The organism is Achromobacter sp. EG18 (assembly GCF_059759395.1).
This window is the reverse complement of record NZ_CM186213.1, coordinates 1,803,377-1,824,192: the sequence shown is the minus strand read 5'-3', so window position 1 is coordinate 1,824,192 and position 20,816 is coordinate 1,803,377. Positions and strand designations below refer to the sequence as shown.

At 64.1% G+C, this 20,816-nt stretch carries 7 protein-coding genes; 1 reads left to right on the top strand and 6 read right to left on the bottom strand.

Annotated elements, in window-relative coordinates; translation table 11 throughout:
* Positions 1–23 precede the first annotated feature (23 nt).
* The 6 genes from AC6CR5_RS08320 to AC6CR5_RS08295 are packed head-to-tail and all read right to left on the bottom strand — an operon-like array spanning position 24 to position 5,394.
* Positions 24–410, bottom strand: coding sequence for a hypothetical protein (locus tag AC6CR5_RS08320; RefSeq protein WP_026382942.1), 387 nt, complete (start codon positions 408–410; stop codon positions 24–26).
* Between the two features lie 7 nt (positions 411–417).
* Complete coding sequence (locus tag AC6CR5_RS08315; RefSeq protein ID WP_498085490.1) at positions 418–981, bottom strand: tetratricopeptide repeat protein; 564 nt, start codon at positions 979–981, stop codon at positions 418–420.
* A gap of 25 nt (positions 982–1,006) precedes the next feature.
* Positions 1,007–2,125, bottom strand: coding sequence for an ATP-grasp domain-containing protein (locus AC6CR5_RS08310; RefSeq protein ID WP_026382941.1), 1,119 nt, complete (start codon positions 2,123–2,125; stop codon positions 1,007–1,009).
* Positions 2,122–3,024 carry a hypothetical protein gene (locus tag AC6CR5_RS08305; RefSeq protein ID WP_498085489.1) on the bottom strand — a complete coding sequence of 301 codons (903 nt, stop codon included), beginning with the start codon at positions 3,022–3,024 and terminating at the stop codon, positions 2,122–2,124. The genes AC6CR5_RS08310 and AC6CR5_RS08305 overlap by 4 nt, the downstream gene beginning before the upstream one ends.
* 11 nt (positions 3,025–3,035) lie before the next feature.
* The gene (locus tag AC6CR5_RS08300; RefSeq protein ID WP_498085488.1) at positions 3,036–5,216 is read right to left on the bottom strand and encodes a YcaO-like family protein; all 2,181 of its coding nucleotides are present in this window, start codon (positions 5,214–5,216) and stop codon (positions 3,036–3,038) included.
* Between the two features lie 43 nt (positions 5,217–5,259).
* Positions 5,260–5,394, bottom strand: a complete 135-nt coding sequence (locus AC6CR5_RS08295) for a hypothetical protein (RefSeq protein ID WP_255358774.1) — start codon at positions 5,392–5,394, stop codon at positions 5,260–5,262.
* A gap of 239 nt (positions 5,395–5,633) precedes the next feature.
* Here AC6CR5_RS08295 and AC6CR5_RS08290 point away from each other — a divergent pair, with 239 nt between their 5' ends.
* Positions 5,634–20,816 carry a LysM peptidoglycan-binding domain-containing protein gene (locus AC6CR5_RS08290; protein WP_498085487.1) on the top strand — a complete coding sequence of 5,061 codons (15,183 nt, stop codon included), beginning with the start codon at positions 5,634–5,636 and terminating at the stop codon, positions 20,814–20,816.

Here is a 20,816-nt window from a genome sequence, read left to right as displayed (position 1 = left end):
TCGCTGTGCGGCCCGACACCGCCTTATTTTTCGGCCGTGTCCTTCGGCATGGCCAGCAGCAGGCGCGCGGCTCGTCGGCTGGCCGCCAATAGATCGGGCTGCGCTTCCATGCGCTGCTGAACCACGTCCACCAGTTGATGGAATTTGGGGTCGTTGATCAGGTTCGTGCCCAGGTCCGAGAGCAGGGCGGCCTCCAGGAAATAACGAAAGGCCTTGCGTTCCCTGGCGGGGTCGTCCGGGTTCAAGGCTCCGACCCGGCTCACGAGCTCGGTGAAGGCGGGCGGCTCCGCGCTCTTTGAGGCGCCGTTGGCGCGGGTGGCCTTGCCGGCCTTGCCCGTGCTGCCCGCGCGTCCGCCTGCCGCGGTCCGCTGCTGAATAAGCTGGGCCAGGCGCCCGATGCCGTCAATCATATGGGGTCTACAGGTTCTGCTTGTAGGAGGCCAGCACGAACTGGGTCGCGGCTTCGTCTTGTTTTCCGGGCGCCGGATCGTCGGTGCGGTTCTGCAGGGCCTGGATATGCGCGGCGACCATTTGCATGTCATGGTTCAGGGGCGCGTTCTCCTGGTTGTTGGCAATGCCCTTTTCGAGCAGCAACAGCGCGTCGTCGAAGGCGTCGATCGCCAGCGCGGCGAAGGCGCGCTTGAACAGCACAAGGAAGTGGACTTCTCCCAGGTCTTCGAGCGGTTGCCAGGTCTGGAACGCGGCCAGGGGCCGTGCGCTGGTGAACTGCAACAGGCCCAGCTGAAAACGTGCGGTGGCCAGCGCGGGCTCCCGTTGCAAGGCGCCGATGAACGCGGCCTCGGCGGCATCGGGCTCGCCGCGCTGCATGTGGTGCGCGGCGAGTACCGCCAAGACCTCGCCGGAGTGGGGCTGCGTCTGGCTGGCGTTTCGCAACACCGCCAACGCGGCGTCTTCATCGCCGCGCTCCAGCGCCTGGGCGTACTGTTCAAGAAAGGAGGGGGGAACGGGGGCTTGGATCATGGCAGGGGCGCGCGGCGGATGAGGGTCAGAGAGAGGCAATGGCGGACAGTTGCAGATTGCTTGCCAGGGTTTCGGCAAGTTGCGCGCAGTGCGCCGCATCGTGCCCGGTGACCGCGAACATGGGCCATGCGTGACCAAGGTCGTAGGGGCGGCTCGAATCGTACGCCAGCTCTCGTATCAGCGGCACGCATTCCGCGCCGAATGTCGCCTGGCGCCGACCATGCTCCAAGGGTAACACCAGCCGGCGGATGCCCACATACGGGGCGGGCCAGGAGAAATCCAACGTTTCCGCCAGACCCAGCATGTACGCCAAGGCGGCGGTGTAGAAGGGCAGGCCCAGCCCATGGAAGGCCCGGTCCGGCATGGTGCCGGGCCGCAAGTTGATGTCAATGGGGCATAGTTCGCCGCCTTTTTCCACGCATTGGATGTAGATGATGGATTGGCGCAGGCCGATATCGTGCAGCGATTGGATCATGTGCCCAATTCGCTCATGGCGGGGGTGGCGTTGACCCAATAGCATCCATTCGCATTGCATCGAATCGCGGGTGAACCGCAGGCGGCCGCCTTCGTGAATCTCGATCTTTTCCGGACCGGCCACTGCAGCGGCTGTATACACGTCGCTGTCGCCGATGTACTCCATCGTCAGATACCGGCCGTACCAGGAATTGGGGTCGTTCTGGTAGGCCAGGAAGGCTTCCAGCAAATCCCGGGATGCCAGCCATTCATGGAAATGGCGCAGGCTTTCATACCGCTGGTACGCCCAGGGGTGCTCGGCGAAAGAGCCGCTACCCTTGTCCGGCTTGACGATGATGGCATAGGGCAGGTCGAGCAGCAGGTCTTCGGCCCGCAGGGGCGCATGCGTCCACAGCGTGCTGAAGCCGCTGCGCGCGAAATGTCGATAAGCCAGGGATTTCTGCGTGGCGATTGTGGTGGCCAGTACATCCGGGCCGGCCACCCGGTGCAGCGCGGCCAGATTCGCCGCGTCCACGCTGCGAAAGTCACTGCACGCGAACACGCCCAAGGTGTTGGCGTCGGGATAAGAAACGACCTCCAGGCCCAGCGCGCGGGCGGCGGCGTGATACTGCTTTTCCTTGGCGGCGCTTTCGCGGCTATGCGAAGCGAGCAGGACGATATTCCGTTTCATGTGGATGCTCTCAGATCGGGGTGCAGCATGCCGCCGCGCAGCAGCTCAAAGGGATGGGCTACGCCGAAGTGCTGGTTGGCCCGCCAGCTGTCGCGCTGAGCGTCATGCTCGAACCAGGGGGCAAATCCCAGCACCAGGTGAATGCGGGGCGTATTGCAGGGCTCTTTCACATAGACCCGGTGGGGAATGTTGGTATTGAAGGTGTAGGCGTGCCCCGGCGCCAGAAAATGCTCTGTCATGGAATCGGAATCGACCTCGGGGCTGTCCTTGGTGTGCTCGATCTGCAGGCGATACGCCGGGTCTGATGTCAACGGGATGTTCAGCCGCAGGTTCTCGAAAACGGGCTCGTCGCGGTGCCAGCCATCCTTGAAATCCGCCGTGACGCCGCGTTCGCCGATCAGCACCGACAGCCTTGAACGGATCAACGTCAGCCCGCACTCGTCCAGGAATTTTCCCAACGCGCCCACTCGCGCCGCTGGCGTGCGGACGCGAAAGCCGTATGAATCGAAATAGGTATTTTTCAGCGTGCGATGGCGCTCTACCGAGTTGTAGTAGAACTCGCTGATCGGATTGAGCGAGGTACCCAGGGTGGCCTGGTGAACATCCTGCACGCCTGGGTCGTGCATGTCGGGGTTGTGCACCAATGACAGCGACTGGTAGTTGTGGTCGTCGTAGCGACCTTCGGCCGACAGCCAGCCGTGCAGGCCGTGCGACTCGATTGCCTGGATCGCGGCGTCCTGCAATCCGTGGTACAGGCTCGGCGGCAGCGCAATGGCCAGCAATTGCGACGAAGTCTGGCTTCGCATCGACGCGCAGGCCTCGGCAAACGGCGTATGCGCTTTCAGGTGCTGGACGATCGTCAGCGCCTCGGGCGCATCTTGAACCGGGAAGGAGGTCATGGCGGAGCCTTTCAATTGAAGGGATGGGGGAAGGCGTGCTGGCGGCGGGGGGCACGCGTGGCCCGTAACGTACGTTGATAGGCGGGGTGTCCTTCGGCCGCGTTGCCGGCGCCGAATTTCAGCGGAATCAAACCGGGTATGAACGCGCGCACAGTGGGTGTACGCAGCGGGGCGCCGTCGCTCAGGTCCACGGCAATCAGGCGCTGTCCGTCGCGACGAAGGCGGGCGAGCAGGTCGTGATAGTCCCGCGCGGTGCCGCTGTCGCGCATGGGCGGCAGCGGCGCGCACACCAGATGGTCGGCGCGGCGGAAGTACGCTTTCTGTTGATACAACCGGGCATGGCAGGCGGCCTCTTGCACGTGCGCGGGTAGCAAGGGCGCCGCTTGCGTTTGATGCATCGATAGATAGACCTGCGCTTCCAGTTCCATCAAGGCATGGTCCATGGCTGCGTGAGGCAGGTAGCCCGCGCCGCTGGCCACGCGCGTGAAGCAATGGGCCACGGACTGTGCGAAGCAGAAGGCCACCTGGCAGTATGGCGATGGCAACATCCGCAATTCCACCCGCAGACCTTTCAATCGCAAGCGACGCAAACGGGCTTGCAGAGACGGCGACAGCAATGCTTCGTCCACCGCATGAGCGGGCTGGCCAAGCCACAGGCGCATGAAGGCGTCGCGTTCGATCAGTTCCAGCACCGCGCCTTCCAGGGCCTGGTCCGTTGATACGTGGCTGGCGACGCCGGAAGTATTGCCGCCGGTGTAGGCGTTTGGCCGAACCAGATCCGACAATGCACCCTCGAGGTAGACCAGGTCTGCCAGCATGAAGCAGGGACGATCCGCGAAGACATCGTGGGCCGATTTCCACCAATACGTGGCCGCCTCGTCGAAGCGCGCGTAGGGAAATCCCGGTCGACGATACTGGGCGTCGCGGTAGCGCAGCACGTCGGCCGGATGCACGGCGCCAGGCAGGTCGGGCAGGGTCGCGGCGATCAGGCCCCGCGGTTGCAGCAACGCCGCCCGCTCGCGGCTCTCCATCACGGCCTTCAGGCGCGCCTTGGCGGGTTGGGTGTCGCGGCCCCAGGACCACGGGTGGGCGGGGGCGAGTCGTGCGCGGCAAAGATAGAAGCCTGGTTCGGCCGATGCTTGCAGGTCGACCCAATCGAAGTCGCCGTCGTCGGGTGGGTCGGCGTGCGCGCAAGCCGAGCCGATAAACACGGTCGTGATGGGAACGATGCCGGCGGGAAAGCGCAACAGCGTGCCCAATTCCCGTTCGATGAAGCCGCCGATTTCCACCGCGTGGCATGTGCTTGCCGCTGCCGCCAGCAACGCGTTCTGCGCGGCATGGCCTGCTTCCAGCGGGACATAGGACAAGGCCCTGGGGCCGTATTTTTTCGCGCTCGCCGAAAAGTCGGCCGCAATCACCAGCACGCCCTGGGCGTGGTCAAGCAACTGCGGCGCGGAAAACGCGGCGCAGCAGCGCGACAGGTCGGCCTCCATCGATGAGTAATGCAGGCGACCGGCAGGCCCGGCGGCCAGCTTGTAAACGCCGGCGGGCAGCGCGGCGGGGCGATGCGGGCTCGCCACGGCGCTCGCCCGCAGATTGATGTAGAAGTACCGCAGGGGATAGAGTGCGCCGGCGGATGGACTGGTGGCGCGCGTGATGCCGGCGTCGACGACGACGCCTGCAGCCGCCCACAGGATCGAGGTCAATGTTGGCGCGTCGAGCGCGGTCATCCCAAATCCGCGTCGCGACTGGCGCTTGGCCAGCAGCGTATGCAAGGCCGTGGCGGGGCCATGACTATCCAGGGTGATCGCGTCATCGTCTGGCGCCGCGTTCAAGCGGCGTTGGGTCGCCCGCAGCAAGGCCCGCAACGCCTGCGTGTCGGGGGGGGCGCCCAATGTACGGGGGTTCTCGGCATAGGCCCACCAATGCCGCGGCGCATCGTGCAGGCAGACCAACGCACCTTCATCAATCAACGTCTGCAACAGACCCGACACGGAATCGGCATGCCAGTGCTCGTCTTGGCGACGTTGCAGCCAGTCGCGCGCCGTGAGGATGCCATCGAATTCAGGCAAGGTGCGCAGGATGCGCGCCGGCGCATCCAGCGACAGCGTGCGCGTTGGCAGCCGGCATTGCAGGCGATCGCCATGCAGCAGGCTTCCGGGCATCAACACATAAGGAAGATCCAGTTGCATCGGCGGCGCCTGCGCGGGGCTGCCGCCGCAGGCCTCGGTCTGCTTACTTGCCGCTGCTGCCAGCAGGCACGGGTACCGATTGGCCGCGACGTTGCTGGCTGGACGCTGTCCAGGTGAAGCGCTTGGGATCGTTCTGGCCGGCGACGGGCTGGGGAGTGGTAACAGGGGTCTGGCTCATGGTGGCTCCGGTTTCAGGGCATCGGCACGCCTTGCGGTGTGCGTTGGATGAAGAGTCCGGGTGTCAGCCGGCTCGCATAACTTGTCCGGGTGATGACGGTGCGGTTTAGGGCGATGGAAATTGAGGAGGGTAAGCGGCGGCGCTAAACCCATGGTGTGCCAGTCGGAGAAGTTGAGTGCGGATAGTGCGCCTTCGATCAGAAGGGCGGCTAACAACGACTTCAAGGACGACGTAGAAAAATGGTCGCAATCGTAAGCGGGAACAGTCTGGGAATTAACCTGAGTTCTCTTGCCAAACTGGGAGACCAAGGGGTATTTGGCAATGCCAATCTTGGCCGCAGTAACGATCAGGTCTACATCAATGCCTGGAGTGGGAACCTAGTATTCCGGACGCCGGACGATCAGTTGGCGGGCCACGGATCGTTGTTCGGCTCGGTGCGCACGTACAACAGCCAGGGAAAGCTAGGACACGCGGACGCTTGGTCGATCGGCGCAGCCTTGAAGAAAGTGCGTCTGAATGGACAGCTGTTCAACTCGATGAGCACGATGACGCGCATCGATGATGATGGGTCCGAGCAGTCGTTCCTGACGGATCCGTCTATCGCGGTCACCTACGTGTCGTCTGGTGGCGTGGGAGCCTATGACAAGATCACATACGACTCGGTCAAGGGGCAGTTTGTCTGGCAGGATGGTTCGACCGGCCTGATTGAGCGCTACGAGGGTAGTGGAGCTGGCCGGCTTTTGAGCTCGACGGATGCCAGCGGGAACACGCGGACATACGCCTATGGCCCGAACGGCAAGCTCAGCAGCGTGACCGATGCCAGCGGTGGTGTCACCTACTACGACTACGTCGGCCAGAACCTGACCCAGATACGCACCGCCACTGTTGAAAACGGCGTGCAGGTCATGCAGACGCGGGTTCGATACGGCTACGACGGACTGGGGCGTCTGTCCGCCGTTTCCATAGATCTGACGCCGGAAGACGGTTCGATCGCCGATGGCAAGGTGTTCCAGACGTTTTACACCTACGACGGCGATAGCGACCGCCTTGCCTCGGTGTCGCAGACGGACGGCACACAATTGTCCTTCACCTACGTGCAGGACGGCGCGGACTTCAGGGTATCCAGTGTCACGGATGCATTGGGGCAGGTTACGCGTTACACCTACAGTTACGGCCTGACGACGGTTGTCAATCCGAAAGGCGAGGCCACGCTCTTCCAGCACAACTACTGGACCGGCCAACTTCGCACCGTAACCACTCCGCCGGTGAATGGCGTCAGCCAGGTCACGACGTTCACGATGGATGGCAAGGGCAACGTCACTCGCATCGATCAGACGGGTGGCTATTCGGTCACCATGACGTACGATAGCCGCGGCAATCAGCTTTCCTGGTCGGACTCTGGAAGGAATGTCGTTAACCGGACCTACGATAGTGGGAACCGGGTGCTGACCGAGATTTCGTACGTCGTGCCCATGACGCAGACGGGAGGCGCGGCGCGTGGCGAGCTGACGACGCGTTATGTCTACGATGCCGCAGGGCGGCTGCGTTTCCATATCAATCCGGTGGGAAACGTCACGGAATATCGCTATAACGCGTATGGCGAGCGGGTATCGACGCTGAGCTACGCGGGCGACGTCTTTCCCATTCGTACGCTGGCAATCAACGAATCTGCCACGTTGACGCGGATGGAAAGCTGGGCCGCCACGGTCAACTTCAGTCGGGTATCCCGAGTTGACTCGGTCTATGACTATCGCGGTCTGCTGCAGCAAACGATCGCGTACCAAAGCGTATCGAGCAGCGGCGACGGCATACTGGACGGCGAACAGGTCCTGACCCGTTACGTGTATGACCAGGCCGGGCGTCTCTTGACGTCGATATCGCCGACCAATGGCGCGACGAGTTACGTCTATGACGGCCTGGGCCGTCAGATATCGGTACAGGACGCCCAAGGCAATCTGACCCTGACGCAGTATGACGATGCGGGCGGTCAAGTCGTCGTGAAGCAGGCGGGTGGCTTGAACGTTGTCTCGACCTACGACAAGGCGGGCCGGTTGGTCACTCGAATGAGCCGGGATCAGGCGGGAGCGAACCTGGGGGAAACGCGATACGCCTACGACGCCAACGATCGGTTGATCATGACGACGGACCCGTCGGGAGGGCGGCAGTTCAACATTTATGATGCCGCCGGCCGCAAAGCCGGCGAGATCGACGCCAGTGGCGCATTGATCCAGTACATCTACAACGATGCTGGCAAGCTTTGGCGAACCACTCGATATTTCGGTAAGGTGAATCTGGCGTTGCTTGTGGATGCGCAGGGCAAGGCGCTTACCCCTTCCATCGAAAGCATTCTCCCTAATACGGGTGGTTCGGCGACGTCCTGGAATCTCTACGATACGTCGGGGCGCCTGGCCAAGACGATTGGTGAGACCAACGCCATCACCGAATATGTCTATGACGGCCTGGGCCGCATGACAGAGGAGATCAAGTACGCCCAACGTATGACGACGTGGAAGGTGGCGCAGCCCAGTCGCCCGGAACACGCTGTGGTATCGATAGATGCCAGCGATGTCCATCTTATGCGCTATTACAACGCGGATGGCACGCTGCGGGGCGTGATGGATGGCGAGGGTGGCGTCATCGAGTACGTCTATGATGGCGCTGGGCGGGAGGTTCAAAGAATCTCGTATGCGAACAAGTCGTCGAGATCGGGAACCAATGCGCAATTCGAGAGTATAAAGCCCGCATCCTCACCCGCCGACATCACCGACTACAAGATCTACAACAACCTCGGCCGCCTGGTCGGCACCATCGATGGCGAAGGCTACCTGACCGAGCTGGTCTACGACGCCAGCGGCAACCCCACCACCAAGATCCGCTACGCCACGTCGCTGACCGGGGCCAATAATCCTAGCCGTAGCACGTTGATTTTCACCCCGGACCTGGCCAAGATGCGGCCAGCTTCCACGCCGCAAGACCAGGTCTGGACCTATTCTTATACCCGTCTGGACAAGGTCTCGTCCGAGCGCAATGCCGAAGGCACGCTGACCCTGTATGTCTACGACGAGATGGGGCGCCTGACGTCCACCGTCAAGGCCGCTGGCACCGCCACGTCGCGCAGTGTGTTGTCGCGCTACGACGTGCAGGGGCGTCTTATCGGCGAACTTTCCGGCGAGGGCGCGGCCAAGCTGAATGGCAACCAGACCCAGGCCGAGATCGATGCGATCTGGAAAACGTACGGTACCACCTACACCTACGATGCCCTGGGCCGCCGCACGTCCATGATGGATGGCGCGGGCCAGCGCACGCTGTATTACTTCGACGCCAGCGGTCGGGTCACGCATACGATCAATGCGCTGGGCTATGTGCAGGAACGGGTCTACGACAACATCGGCCAATTGGTCGAAACCATCCGCTATGGCGCGCCGATCGCGCTGCAGGGCTTGAACGGTGGTCTGGTCAATGACGCGCTGCGCCTGGCTATTGCCGCCACCAGTAATGCCGACGTGGATATCCACGCGACCTACACCTACACGGCGGACGGCCGGGTGGCCAAGGAAACCGATGGCGCGGGCGGGGTGATCGAACGCAGCTACGACGCGTTCGGCAACGAGATCATGCGCCTGACCAAGATCGCCGGGGCGATCACCCGTACAGACCGCAAGACCTATGACCGGATGGGGCGCCTGACGCAGACCAACGAGGACGCGGGCCAATGGGGCCGCAAGAACAACTTCGAATACGATGCGTTCGGCCGGCTCATCACGAACCGCGACGGCAACGGTGCTTCGTTCAATCATGTCTACGACAAGCTGGGGCGCGAAGTCGCGACCTACGACGCCGTGGGCAGCAAGCAGACCGCCTACGACGCTTTCGGCAATGTCCTGTGGCGTATCGACGAATTGGGGCGTCGCACCAGCTACACCTACGACGCGCAGAACCGCAGCGCGACGGTCACGACGCCGGATGGGGTGTCCGTCACGACAGTTCATAACGCCTTCGGCCAGACGGTGGAGGTGCGCGACGGCAACGGCAACGTGACCCAGCATACCTATAACGCCGACGGCAGCCTGGTGCGCACCGTAGCGGGCGGCCGCGTGGTGACGCAAGCCTATGACAGCTTGAACCGCCTGGTCGAGACGGTGGATGGTCGCGGCATCAAGACGGTGTACACCTACGACGCGGTGGGCCAGCGCCTGAGCCGCACCGTGGACCCGGGTGGCCTGAATCAGTTGACGGAATACCGGTATGACGGCCTCGGTCGTCAGTATCAGACCACCGAGCCGGGCGGCGCACGGACCATGGTGACGTTCGACAAGGCCGGCCGCGTGCTGTCGTCCACCGTGGACGCGGACGGCCTGAAACTGGTTACGCGCTACACCTACAACGAGGCGGGCCAACGGTTGACGGTGACGGCCCCCAATGGCGTGGTCACGGTCTACACGTACGACAGCCTGGGCCGCCGCGATAGCGAGACGGTTGATCCGTCGGGCCTGGCGTTGAAGACGACCTACGGCTATGACATGAACGACAACCTGGTCTCCAAGGTGGAGCCGGGCGGCGTCAAGACGCTGTACGCGTACGACAGCCGTGGCCGCGTCACGTTCAAGGTGGACGCGGGCGGGTACGTACTGGAGACCCGCTACGACGCGGCCAACCAGGTCATCGGCACCATTGCCTATGCGACCCCGCTGGACAGGGCGTCCTTGACCTTCGCGCCCAGCGATTTTCAAATGCGCGGCCTGGTCAAGCCCAACGCCGCCGACGTGGCTGAGTATCGCTATTACGATAGCGCCGGCCGACTGGCGATGACCGTCAGCGGCACGGGCAACGTCGTGGCCATGCGCTACGACGGCAATGGCAACCTGATCGAGCGAACCGCCTACGCCACGCGCCTGCCGGCGGCCAGTGTCGGCGCCGCGCAAATGCCCGCGTTGCCGATGGCCAGCCCGATCTATGACCAACGCCAGCGCACCGTCTACGACGCGCTCAATCGCGCCGTGTTCCAGATCGATGGCCTGGGCGGCGTGGTGCGCCAGCGTTACGACGCCAATGGCAACGTGGTGGAACGCGTGGCCTACGCCGGCCGCATTCCGGTGGATACGGCCATGAGCGAGGCGGCCATCGACACCGCGTTGGCCGCCGTGGCCGACGGCACGCGTGACCAGCGTGCGGTCAACGTGTATGACAGCCTAGGGCGGCTGGCCTACACGATGAACGGCCTGGGCACCGTCACGCGGAACACCTACGACGCGTCGGGCAACCTGCTGAGCCAGACCGTGTTCGCCACCCGCCTGGCGCCGGGCAGCGACCCGGCCACGGTGCCCGCCGCGCCCGGCGACATCACCGTGTCGCGCGTCTACGACAGCGCCAATCGGCTGGTTGGCGCGGTGGACGCCAACGGCAACACCACTCGCTACGTGCTGGATGCCGCCGGCCGCACCGTATTCCAGATCGACCCGGCGGGCGCCGTGGTGGAAACGCGCTATGACGCGGCGGGCCGTGTGGTGGCCACGCTGGGCTATGCCACGCCGATCGTGTTGCAGGGCCTGGGCCAGCAGGTGACCGACGCCCAGGTGCGCGCGCTGCTCAAGCCGCAGGCCGGTGACCAGGCCGAATACCGGTATTACGGCGCGGATGCCCGCCTGGCGATGACGGTTTCGGCGTTGGGCGCGGTGGTGACCTACCGCTACGACGCCAGCGGCAACCTGGCCGAGCGGACGGCCTATGCCAACCGCCTGCCGGCGGCTAGCATCGGCGCCGCTGCCATGCCCGCGGCGCCAGCCGTGGACATGGCCTATGACCAGCGCCAACGCACCGTGTACGACGCCCTGGGCCGCGCCGTGCTGCAGGTGGATGGCACCGGCGCCGTGGTGCGCCAGCGCTACGATGCCAACGGCAATGTCGTCGAACGTATCGCTTACGCGGCGCGGGTGCCGGCCAATGTGTCCCTGACGTCGGCCGCCATCGAGGCTGCGCTGGCCACGGCTGCAGACGCCGCGCGCGACCTGCGCACTGTCAACGCCTACGATGGCATCGGCCGCTTGACGCATGTGATGGACGGCCTGGGCGCCGTCACCGAGAACATCTACGACGCGGCCGGGAATCGAGTGCGTCAGATCCAGTACGCCACGCCGGTGACGGTCGGCGGCGATCCCCGCAGCGTGCAAGGCAGCATGAAGGACCGCGCCAGCGACTGGGTCTACGACGGTTTGGGCCGCCAGGTCGCCAGCGTCGACCCCACCGGCGCGGTGACGCGCCGGGTGCTGGATGCCAACGGCAACGCGATTCAGGTCGTCAGCTACGCCGTTCGCCTGGGGGCCGGCGTGCCGCGCACGGCGCAGGCGATCCTGGCGGCATTGCAGCCCGGCGCGCTGGATCGCGCCACCACCACCGCGTTCGATGCCGCCGGCCGCGCCGTGCTGGTGATCGATGCCGAACGGGGCGTGCAGCGCAACACCTATGATGCGGCGGGCAACCTGCTGGAGTCCTATCGCTATTCCGCGCCGCTGACCGGCGCCGATCTGGCGGGCGTCGCCCCGGCCAGCCTGACGCTGGCCGCGCTGACCGCGCGCCTGCCGGCCGCCGACGGCCAGGGTCGCAGCACCCGGAGCGTATATGGCGCCAACGGCCTGCCGGTCTACAAGATCGATGCGGCCGGCTTCGTGACGCAATTGACCTACGACACCCGCGGCAATGTCACCAGCAGCCGTCGCTACGCCAACGGGGTATTGCTGGGCAGCACCCCTTCGGCCGCCGACGTGGCCGCCGTGCTCAGCGCGGACAACGCGCGCGACCGCGTCGATACCTTTGTCTATGACGCCGCGGGGCGGCTGCTGGGGTCGACCGACTCGTTGGGCAAGTCTGAATCCTATGGCTACGACGGTGTGGGCAACAAGATCCGCTTCGTCAACAAGGCCGGCAACGAGTGGACCTACGAATACGACGCCGCCGGCCGCCTGCTGGTCGAGCGCACGCCGCTGACCAGCGTGGTCGATACCAGCTGGTCGGGCGCTGGCGACCTGGTGGTGGGAGCCAGCAAGTCGATATCCATGGTGACACGCAACGTCTATGACGGCCTGGGTAACCTGATCTCGCGTACCGAGGCCGACGGCCAGCCCCAGGCCAAGATCACCCGCTACGTCTACGATGCCGCCGGACGGCAGGTCCGGACGATCTTCGCGCCGGTCAACGTCTATGACGCGGCCGCCGACAACCTCTTGACCAACGGCGCGTCGGGTGTGGCCGCGCGCAAGGAAAGCGCGCCAATCTCGCTGACGTCGGACGTGCTGTATGACGCCTTCGGCAACGCCGTGGCCGGCCGCGATGTGGCTGGGGCCATCAGTTACAAGGTCTACGACAAGACCGGCGCCCTCAAGTACGAGGTCGACGCCGAAGGCTTTGTCACCGAGTACGAACGCAACGCCCAGGGCGACGTGACGCTGCGCCTGCGTTACGCCACCAAGACGGCATTGACCAGCCACGGCTACGTCGGCATCACTGCCGAAGCCGTGTCCGCCGCCGTCAATGCTGCCGGCATCGACCACAGCGGCGACCGCGGCGTTGTGACGCAGTACGACCGCCTGGGCCGCGCGGTCGAGTCCAGCCAATCGCAGATCTACGCTTACGACTCGTCGGCCGCGGCCGGCGCGCAGTACTTCACCAGCAACAAGCTCACCCGCACGGAATACGACGCCTTTGGCCAGGTGGTCGCCGTCCGCGAACTGGTCAACCCGGTGTCGCAGGTATGGGCCACAACCACCCAGTACTACGACCGGGTCGGCAACATGACAGCCCGGGTCGATGCCCTGGGCTATGTCACCACCATGTCGTACGATGGCATGGGCAACAAGACGTCGGTGCGCGAATACGCCACCGCCACCAACATCTGGAACGCGCAGGGCTATGGGCTGCCGGTCACGCATGCCAATGACCGCCTGACCACCTACGCCTTTGACGCCTTGGGTCGCAAGATCGCGGAAACCCGCGTCAACGTGGAATACAGCAACCAGTCCAACGGCACCGTGCAGCGCGGCGACCTGAAGACCACGTTCGGCTACGACGCTCTGGGCAACCAGACATACGTTGCGAACCCCAACGGCGGCCGCACTTACAGCTATTACGACGCTCTCGGCCGCGTCACGGCGACCGCCGAGCCGATGCGCACCGACGCGTCGGGCAAGGCCTACGCACCGCTGACGACCTTCTATCGCGATGCGCTGGGAAACACCGTACTGACGATCCAGCACGCCAACGGCGCCTCGACCGTGCTGGAATCCGGTTACACCCCTGGCGCGGCCAGCGGCCAGGACCGCTACAACTACGTGGGCTACGACAGTCGCGGCAACAAGATCCAGACGATCGACGCCAATGGCGCGCGCACCAACTTCTCCTATAACGCCGCCGGTTTGATGGCCAAGCAGTGGCGCGGGGTCACGGGCAACGACGGTAGCGTCAAGACCTGGTTCCAGGCCTATGAATACGACAAGCTGGGCCACCAGACCCGGGTGATCGACCCAGCTTCCACTGCCGTCCTGAAGAACGGCATCCAGACCAGCTTTTCGTCGGCCCCCAAAGAATTCCGCCAGCGCGAGAAATACGTCGTCACCGGCGACAGCGCGATCAACCTGAACTGGTCGTCGCTGATCGACGCTGGCGGCGGCCTGGTGCGGGTGCAGGTGTATTACAGCACCGTTAATACGCTATACAGCGAAACCACCGCCACGGAAAGCGGCGGCGGCGAAGGCGGCGAGGGTGGCGTGTCCACCGGCGGCACCACCATCACCTATGGCTCGGCCAGCGTGGCCACCAGCCGCACGGTGGACTTTGGCGCGGCGTCGGCCGCGTCGGGAGTGTCCATCCGCTGGAACGATTATCGTGCGAGCCAGGGGGGCATCGCCGAATTGAGCTACATCCGCATCTGGCAACAGGACGCCGCGGGCAACTGGATCAGCAAGTGGGAAGGCAGCAATGCCCAGGCGAATGGCTCGGGCATTTTCGATGTGTCGCAGCAGGAAGCCGGCTGGTCGGACACCGTCACGGAATACAACGCCTTTGGCGAGGTGGTGCGTCGCGGCGTCAACGGCGGACGCCAGGAATACTACCAATACGACAATGCCGGCAACGTGGTCCGCACCAACGCCAAGGAAGGCAAGGACCAGATCACCCTGTACAACCTGCAGGGCAAGGCCACGGCCAACCTGACCAGCGGCGGCGCCGGCGGAGGCAACGTCAACGTCGCGGCGATCGGTTCGATTCAGCAGGCCGCCAACATGGGCAACCTGCGGCGCGAAGAGACGGTGTACAACCTGCTGGGCAACGCGGTCAAGACGCTGGCGCCGGAGCGTTCGGTGTACGAAGGCGGCGTGACGGTCAACCGCGACTTCACCGGCGCGGTGATCACCTCGTCCGCCACGATGTACTACATTCCCAAGCCCGACACCGGCGGCGGATCGGAAGGCGGCGAGGGCGGCAATGAAGGTGGCAACGGCCCGGTGGACCCGGGCACGCCGGCCTGGCGCGGTACCAACAGCGTGCAGCTGAGCTGGACCAGCCTTGCCAATCTGGGCGACGGCGATGTGCGCGTCGTGATGACCTACCAGAGTGCCGGCGGCACGCGCCGCAGCATCACGCAGAACTTCGCCGCGGCCTCGGCCACGTCGGGCGTCCTGATGAGCTGGGACGGCACCGCCAACAACAACACCGACGGCGGCGTCAGCCGCGTGGTGGCCATGGTGGTCTACAAGAAGGACACCAACGGCACCTGGCAGGCGGTCATCAACCAGCAGGGCACCTTCGGCAATACCGGCAACTTCATCGACATCGCCGCGCCCGTCGACCCGGGCCTGAAGGTACGGCTGGAGATCCGCGTGCCCAACGGCGGCTGGAGCGAAGTCGGGCTGGTCAACTACGGCAATTCGCTGCGTTACGACGCCGAAGGCCTGGCCATCGGCAACTATGAATACCGCGTCTCGCAGATTGGCCGCGACGGCGTGGTCAAAGTGACCGGCAACGGCACCTTGTCGCTGGCCGCGCCCAGCCTGGCGTCCGTCGGCAGCGCCATGGGCTTTGGCTCCGTCGGCAACGACGTCTTCAGCTGGCCGTCGTTTGGGGCGGGCGTGGACGCGCAGTTCCGCTACCGCGTGCCTGGCGGCGGTTGGGTGCAATTGCCGGTTTCGGCGCGGGCCTCGGGCCACGACGGCGTGGACTGGGTGAACATGGGGGCCGGCCGCTTCGAGTACGAGCTGCTGCTGATCGATCGCAGTTCCGGCGCGGCCTATGCCCACGCCACCGGATACATCGACAAGTCGGCCGCGGTTCCGGATCGCTGGGTGCCCCAAGTGGGCTATCCGCCTATCTCCCAAGCCCTGACGCTGGATACCAGCAACACCGGCATTTCCTGGACCACCATCGGCGACTGGCGCGAGCTGGAAGGCACCGCCACCCTGAAGTATCGCCTGCAGGGCAGCAACGGCGCCTGGTCGTCGGTCGTCATGAACAAAGTCCCCACCACCGTGCCGTTCGGCCCGGTGGGCACGGGCGGCGGCGTTGGTGAAGGCGGCAACGAGGGCGGCGAGAACGGCACCGGCTTCATGACCTACTGGGTCAAGCTGGGCACGCTGCCCGCCGGCAACTATGAATTCGACCTGGTCTACACCCGGCCAGGCTCCAGCGAACCTTACAAGCACCGCATCGGCGTCATTTCTCAGGGCGCCACCACGCCGGGCTACTACTACACCCGCTACTACAATGTCACCGTTCCCTACCAGGTGTGGGTGCCGCCCGTGCCTGGCACGGGCGAGGGCGGCGAAGGCGGTGAGAGCGGCGGCACCCCCGGCTACTGGAGAACCGAATACCGCACCGAGACCCGCTCCGAGCAGGTCTGGGTCGCGGCGGTCACCCCGCGACCCGGCATGTCGCAGACCACCGCCACCTACGTGCCCGGCTATACGGTGCCGGGTCGTCCGCCCGCGTATTCGTTGTCCAGCACCACCGCGTCCAATCCCAACCCGATCAGCACCAACGTGTCGGGCTACCTGGGCGTGGCGGCGTCGTGGACGCCCGTGGGCGCCAACGGCGGCGTGCAATCCAGCCGCCCCACCGTGGAACGCACCTACGACCGCTGGGGCAACGTCGCCACGGTGACCGATCCACGTTCGCCGTACTGGATCACGCGCTACACCTACAACGCCAACAACCAGGTCACATCCGAAGTGCGGCCATCGGCCGATGGCGTGGCCGGCGCGGGGCCGTCGACGACGCTTTACTACGATGCCCTGGGCAACAACGTCGCCACGCGTGATGCCAACGGCAACGTCAATGGCATCCAGTACGATGCCGGCGGCAACCGCATCGCTGAACTGCATGCCGACGGCGGCGTCTACCGCTACGGTTACAACGCCTTCGGAGATAAAACCACCTGGGTCGACGCGCTGGGCAATACCACCAGCTACACCTACGACAAGCTCAGCCGCCTGGTCCTGACCTCCAACGCGGCAGTCACCAGCTACGTCATGAGCAACGGCACGACGCTGGCGGTCACGGGCACCAAGACCGTCACCGAAAGCGTGCGCTACGACGAACTGGGCAACAAGCTCAGCTCGACCAACGGCGCGGGCGATACCGTGTACTTCCGCTACGACCTGCGCGGCAACGTCACCGGCGTGCGCAAGCCGGGCATGTCCACGGAACTGCGCACCGCCTACGACGCGCGCGGCAACAAGACCTTCGAGGCCGACGGCAACGGCAATGCGTCGACCTGGGCGTACGACTACTTCGGCCGCCTGGTCGCGCACACCGACATTGGCGGCGCCAAGTACGCCTACAGCTACGACAACGCGCGCCAGCTGCTGCAGCAGACCAACACGCGTGGCCAGAACCTGAACTACACCTACGACGCCACGGGCCTGGTCACCCGCATCTACGATGCCAGCCTGGGCAAGATCACCGACTTCTCGTACGACCACGCTGGCAACAAGGTACGCGAGCGCACCAGCCAGGGCGGGGTGGTGTACCAGAACAACATCATGGCCTACGACGCGCTGGGGCGGCTGCGCGAGGTGTCCGACGGCTACCTGCGCCAGAGCATCGACTACGACGCCAACGGCAACCGCAAGCGGGTGCAGACCCAGTACACCGACGCCTCTGACACGTGGCGCAACCGGGACTACTGGTACGGCTATGACGCGATGAACCGCCAGACCACGGTCGAAGCGGTCAACGCCAACCTGGAGATCAACGCGGCCCAGGGCCACAAGCTGACCTACGACGCCAACGGCAACCGCTTGAGCGATACGTATTGGGACAAGGTGATCTACGCCGATGGCGGCACGGCCGTCGGCTTCACCACGGAAAGGTACACGTACGACGCCATCAACCGCCTGACCACGCTGCGGCGCGACGGGCTGCTGCTGGACGCACGCTACTACGACGGTGCCGACCGCGTGGTGCTCAGCGGCATCGATGGATCGCTGGGCAAGGCATTTTTCGACCGATCCGGCCTGGCGGGCGAACAGCGTCGCAACGTCTACGACGGCGCCGGACGGCTGTATTCGGCGCGGGTGCTGAAGATGACGGCGGCGGGCCTGTCCGGCGGCTACGCCACGACGTACTCCGGCTACGACCAGGCGGGCAATGTCACCCAGTACCGCATGGACGTGTACGACGGTTCACCGTACACCAACACGTACACGTACACGCATGCCCGCTACGAAGGCTACCGCGAAGCCACCTTGTCCGGTGCCAGCACGGAGCTGGACCCCGGCCAGACGACGTACCAGTACGACGTCAACGGCAACCTGATCGGAGTGGTGGACACCAAGGACAGCAGCAAGAACCAGACGCTGGTTAACGACGCCAACGGCAAGATCCTGCAGCGCGTGCAGAACGGCCAGACGATCCGGTCGCTGGTGGTCAACGGCGAGCTGCTGGGCACCACCGGGCCGGCGGCGGGCGCGGACGATTTCTCGCCGGCGTTCCGGCCGATTGACGGCGGCAACCCGTCGGCCAGCCCGGGGTCTTATCGGATCCAGGCGGGCGATACGCTGCAGAGCATCGCGCAGCAGGCGTATGGCGATAGCCGGTTGTGGTACCTGGTGGCAGAAGCCAATGGTCTTGCCAGCGACCGGGATCTGCGGGTTGGAGCGACGGTCACGATCCCGAACCGAGTGTCGGGCAACCATAACGACTACAAGACGTTCAAGCCGTATGACCCGGGCAAGCTGATCGGGGATACGCAGCCGACGATGCCTGTGCCTGAGGCGGATAGCGGTGGCGGCGGTGGTGGGTGCGGCGGGATCGGGAAGATCTTTGTGGCGGTGGTTGCCGTGGTGGCCACGGTGTTCACGGCAGGGGCGCTGGCGCCCGTTGCTGCTGCGGGCTTTGGAGCCACCATGGCGGCAGGCGCTGCTGTGCTGACCGGCGCCTCGGCGGTGTCCGGATTGGCGGCGGTGGGGATTGGTCTGGCTGCCGGAGCGGTGGGAAGCATCGTTAGCCAAGGCGTCGGCATGGCGATTGGCGTGCAATCCAAGTTCTCGTGGAAGGGTGTCGCAACGAGCGCTCTGGGCGCCGGAGCTACGGCGGGGGTGGGGTCTGCACTCAATGGAGCAAATATCCTGACCGCTGCGGGAGGTGGCGCCGCGACGGGCCTTAGTACTGGCTCGGCCGCAATGGATCTGGCTTTGCGTGCGACGGTTAGCTCGACGGTCAGTCAAGGTCTGGCAATGGCGACAGGGCTGCAATCGAAGTTCAGTTGGACGAACGTCGCGGCCGCTGGCATCGGCGCTGGTGTGGGCTCTGCGGTTGGCTCCCAACTTTTCCCCAACGTAACGAATTTTGGTGAGCGTCTTGCTCGCGGATTCGTGGCTGGCGCGGTGGGAGGGGTAGCAGCTTCGGTGCTCTCGGGCGGCAAGGCGAACTACGTGGAGATTGCCGTTGACGCTTTTGGGAATGCGTTGGGGAACTCCGTGGTGGAGGAGATGGGATTGGCGGGATCAGAACTTTCTGGCCGCACCGGTACAGGTGCAGCAGGTTCAGATGACCGCACGCGGGGAGTATTCCGTCAACAGACCCTGGGAGACATTCAGCGGCTTGCAGCCCAGGAAGGTGGGCAAGGAATTGGGTTAGGCACTGTTTCTCTGGACGAGACCGCATTCAATGACATCGGGTCCTTGATGGAATTGGGGCGTGGACGAAACGGAGAGATTTACTGGAACAACGACGTTACTTCATATCCCGTTGCTGACAGGAGGATGATCCCTGCGGTGCCACTGGCTCCTCTGCTTCCTGAAAGGCCGGCAGACAGCATACGAGAGATTGGCCCGCTGGAAGGATTCCTTACGTTCAACAAGTTTGGACGCTTCCTCTCCAGCGCAGGTACGACCGCTAAGGCCCTTCCTGGCGCGCTGCTGCACTCGGCGCAACAAGTTGGCTATGCGTCCGCCGACGTCACGGGCTACGCCGTGGGCCAGTTGCACGAGTGGGCCGGCGACTCCGGCTATCGAGTCAGGCCCCAGAGCAATTTCTTCATGCAGGCACAAGAGGAGGGCTTGGGCCTGACCACTGCAAAGTACGGTCTCGAGATCGTAGACGGTATGGTTGCACGTCCGCTGCGGGCCATTGTGAATAGAAACCCAGAGCAGATGGGCGAAATCGCTGCGGAATTAGCTTTGGGCGGCGTAGCAGGAAAGCTTGTGAAGGGCGGCGCCGGTATGGCCGGGGATGCGATTGTGGCAGGCGGGCGCTGGGTGGGCGACGCGTTGGCGAATCGCGTCGAGGGCACTCTTAGTCGGCAGGGGTTGGCAACGAATTTGTTGCCTAGTGATTCGAAGTTCTGGATTGGTGCAGAATCGCCTCGCGTCAGTAACGTCGACGTGAGTCTGGGAGCTGCCAGCCAAGGCATATTTACAGATTTACCGGTTACCATCGAGGCAACGGCAGTACGTCCCCTACAATTCAACTCTAGGGCTGATCCGGTTTTCGATAGCACTGGTCATGCCGCTATCAGTCACCCTGGAGAATATCAGGCCATAATGGCCGACCTTCAGCGGAAAGGTGTAAATGTTAAGTATGGCGAAAGCGCTATATCGTTTTCGCCCAATCCGAGTGGTGGTGCAATTGGAAATGAAATTTTGCTCCCCAGTGAATTTTCTATTTCTGCGCTAAGACATGAGTATGGGCATTTTTTAGACCATCAAGCCCTTGGCTTTCCAAGATATGTTGAGTATTTCAAGAGCCCTGAGCTAATTGTTGCTACAGAGCGTCGCCAATATCTGGGCGAAATTGGTTTTGCGCGGCGAATCGGTGACCAAGGCGCGCGACGTACGCTTATTGAAAACTATCTTTCCGAGCGCAATCGTACTATTGAAAATTACTACCAACGTCCATATGGTGGCGCATACAATTCGAATCCATTCAGAGGTAATTAG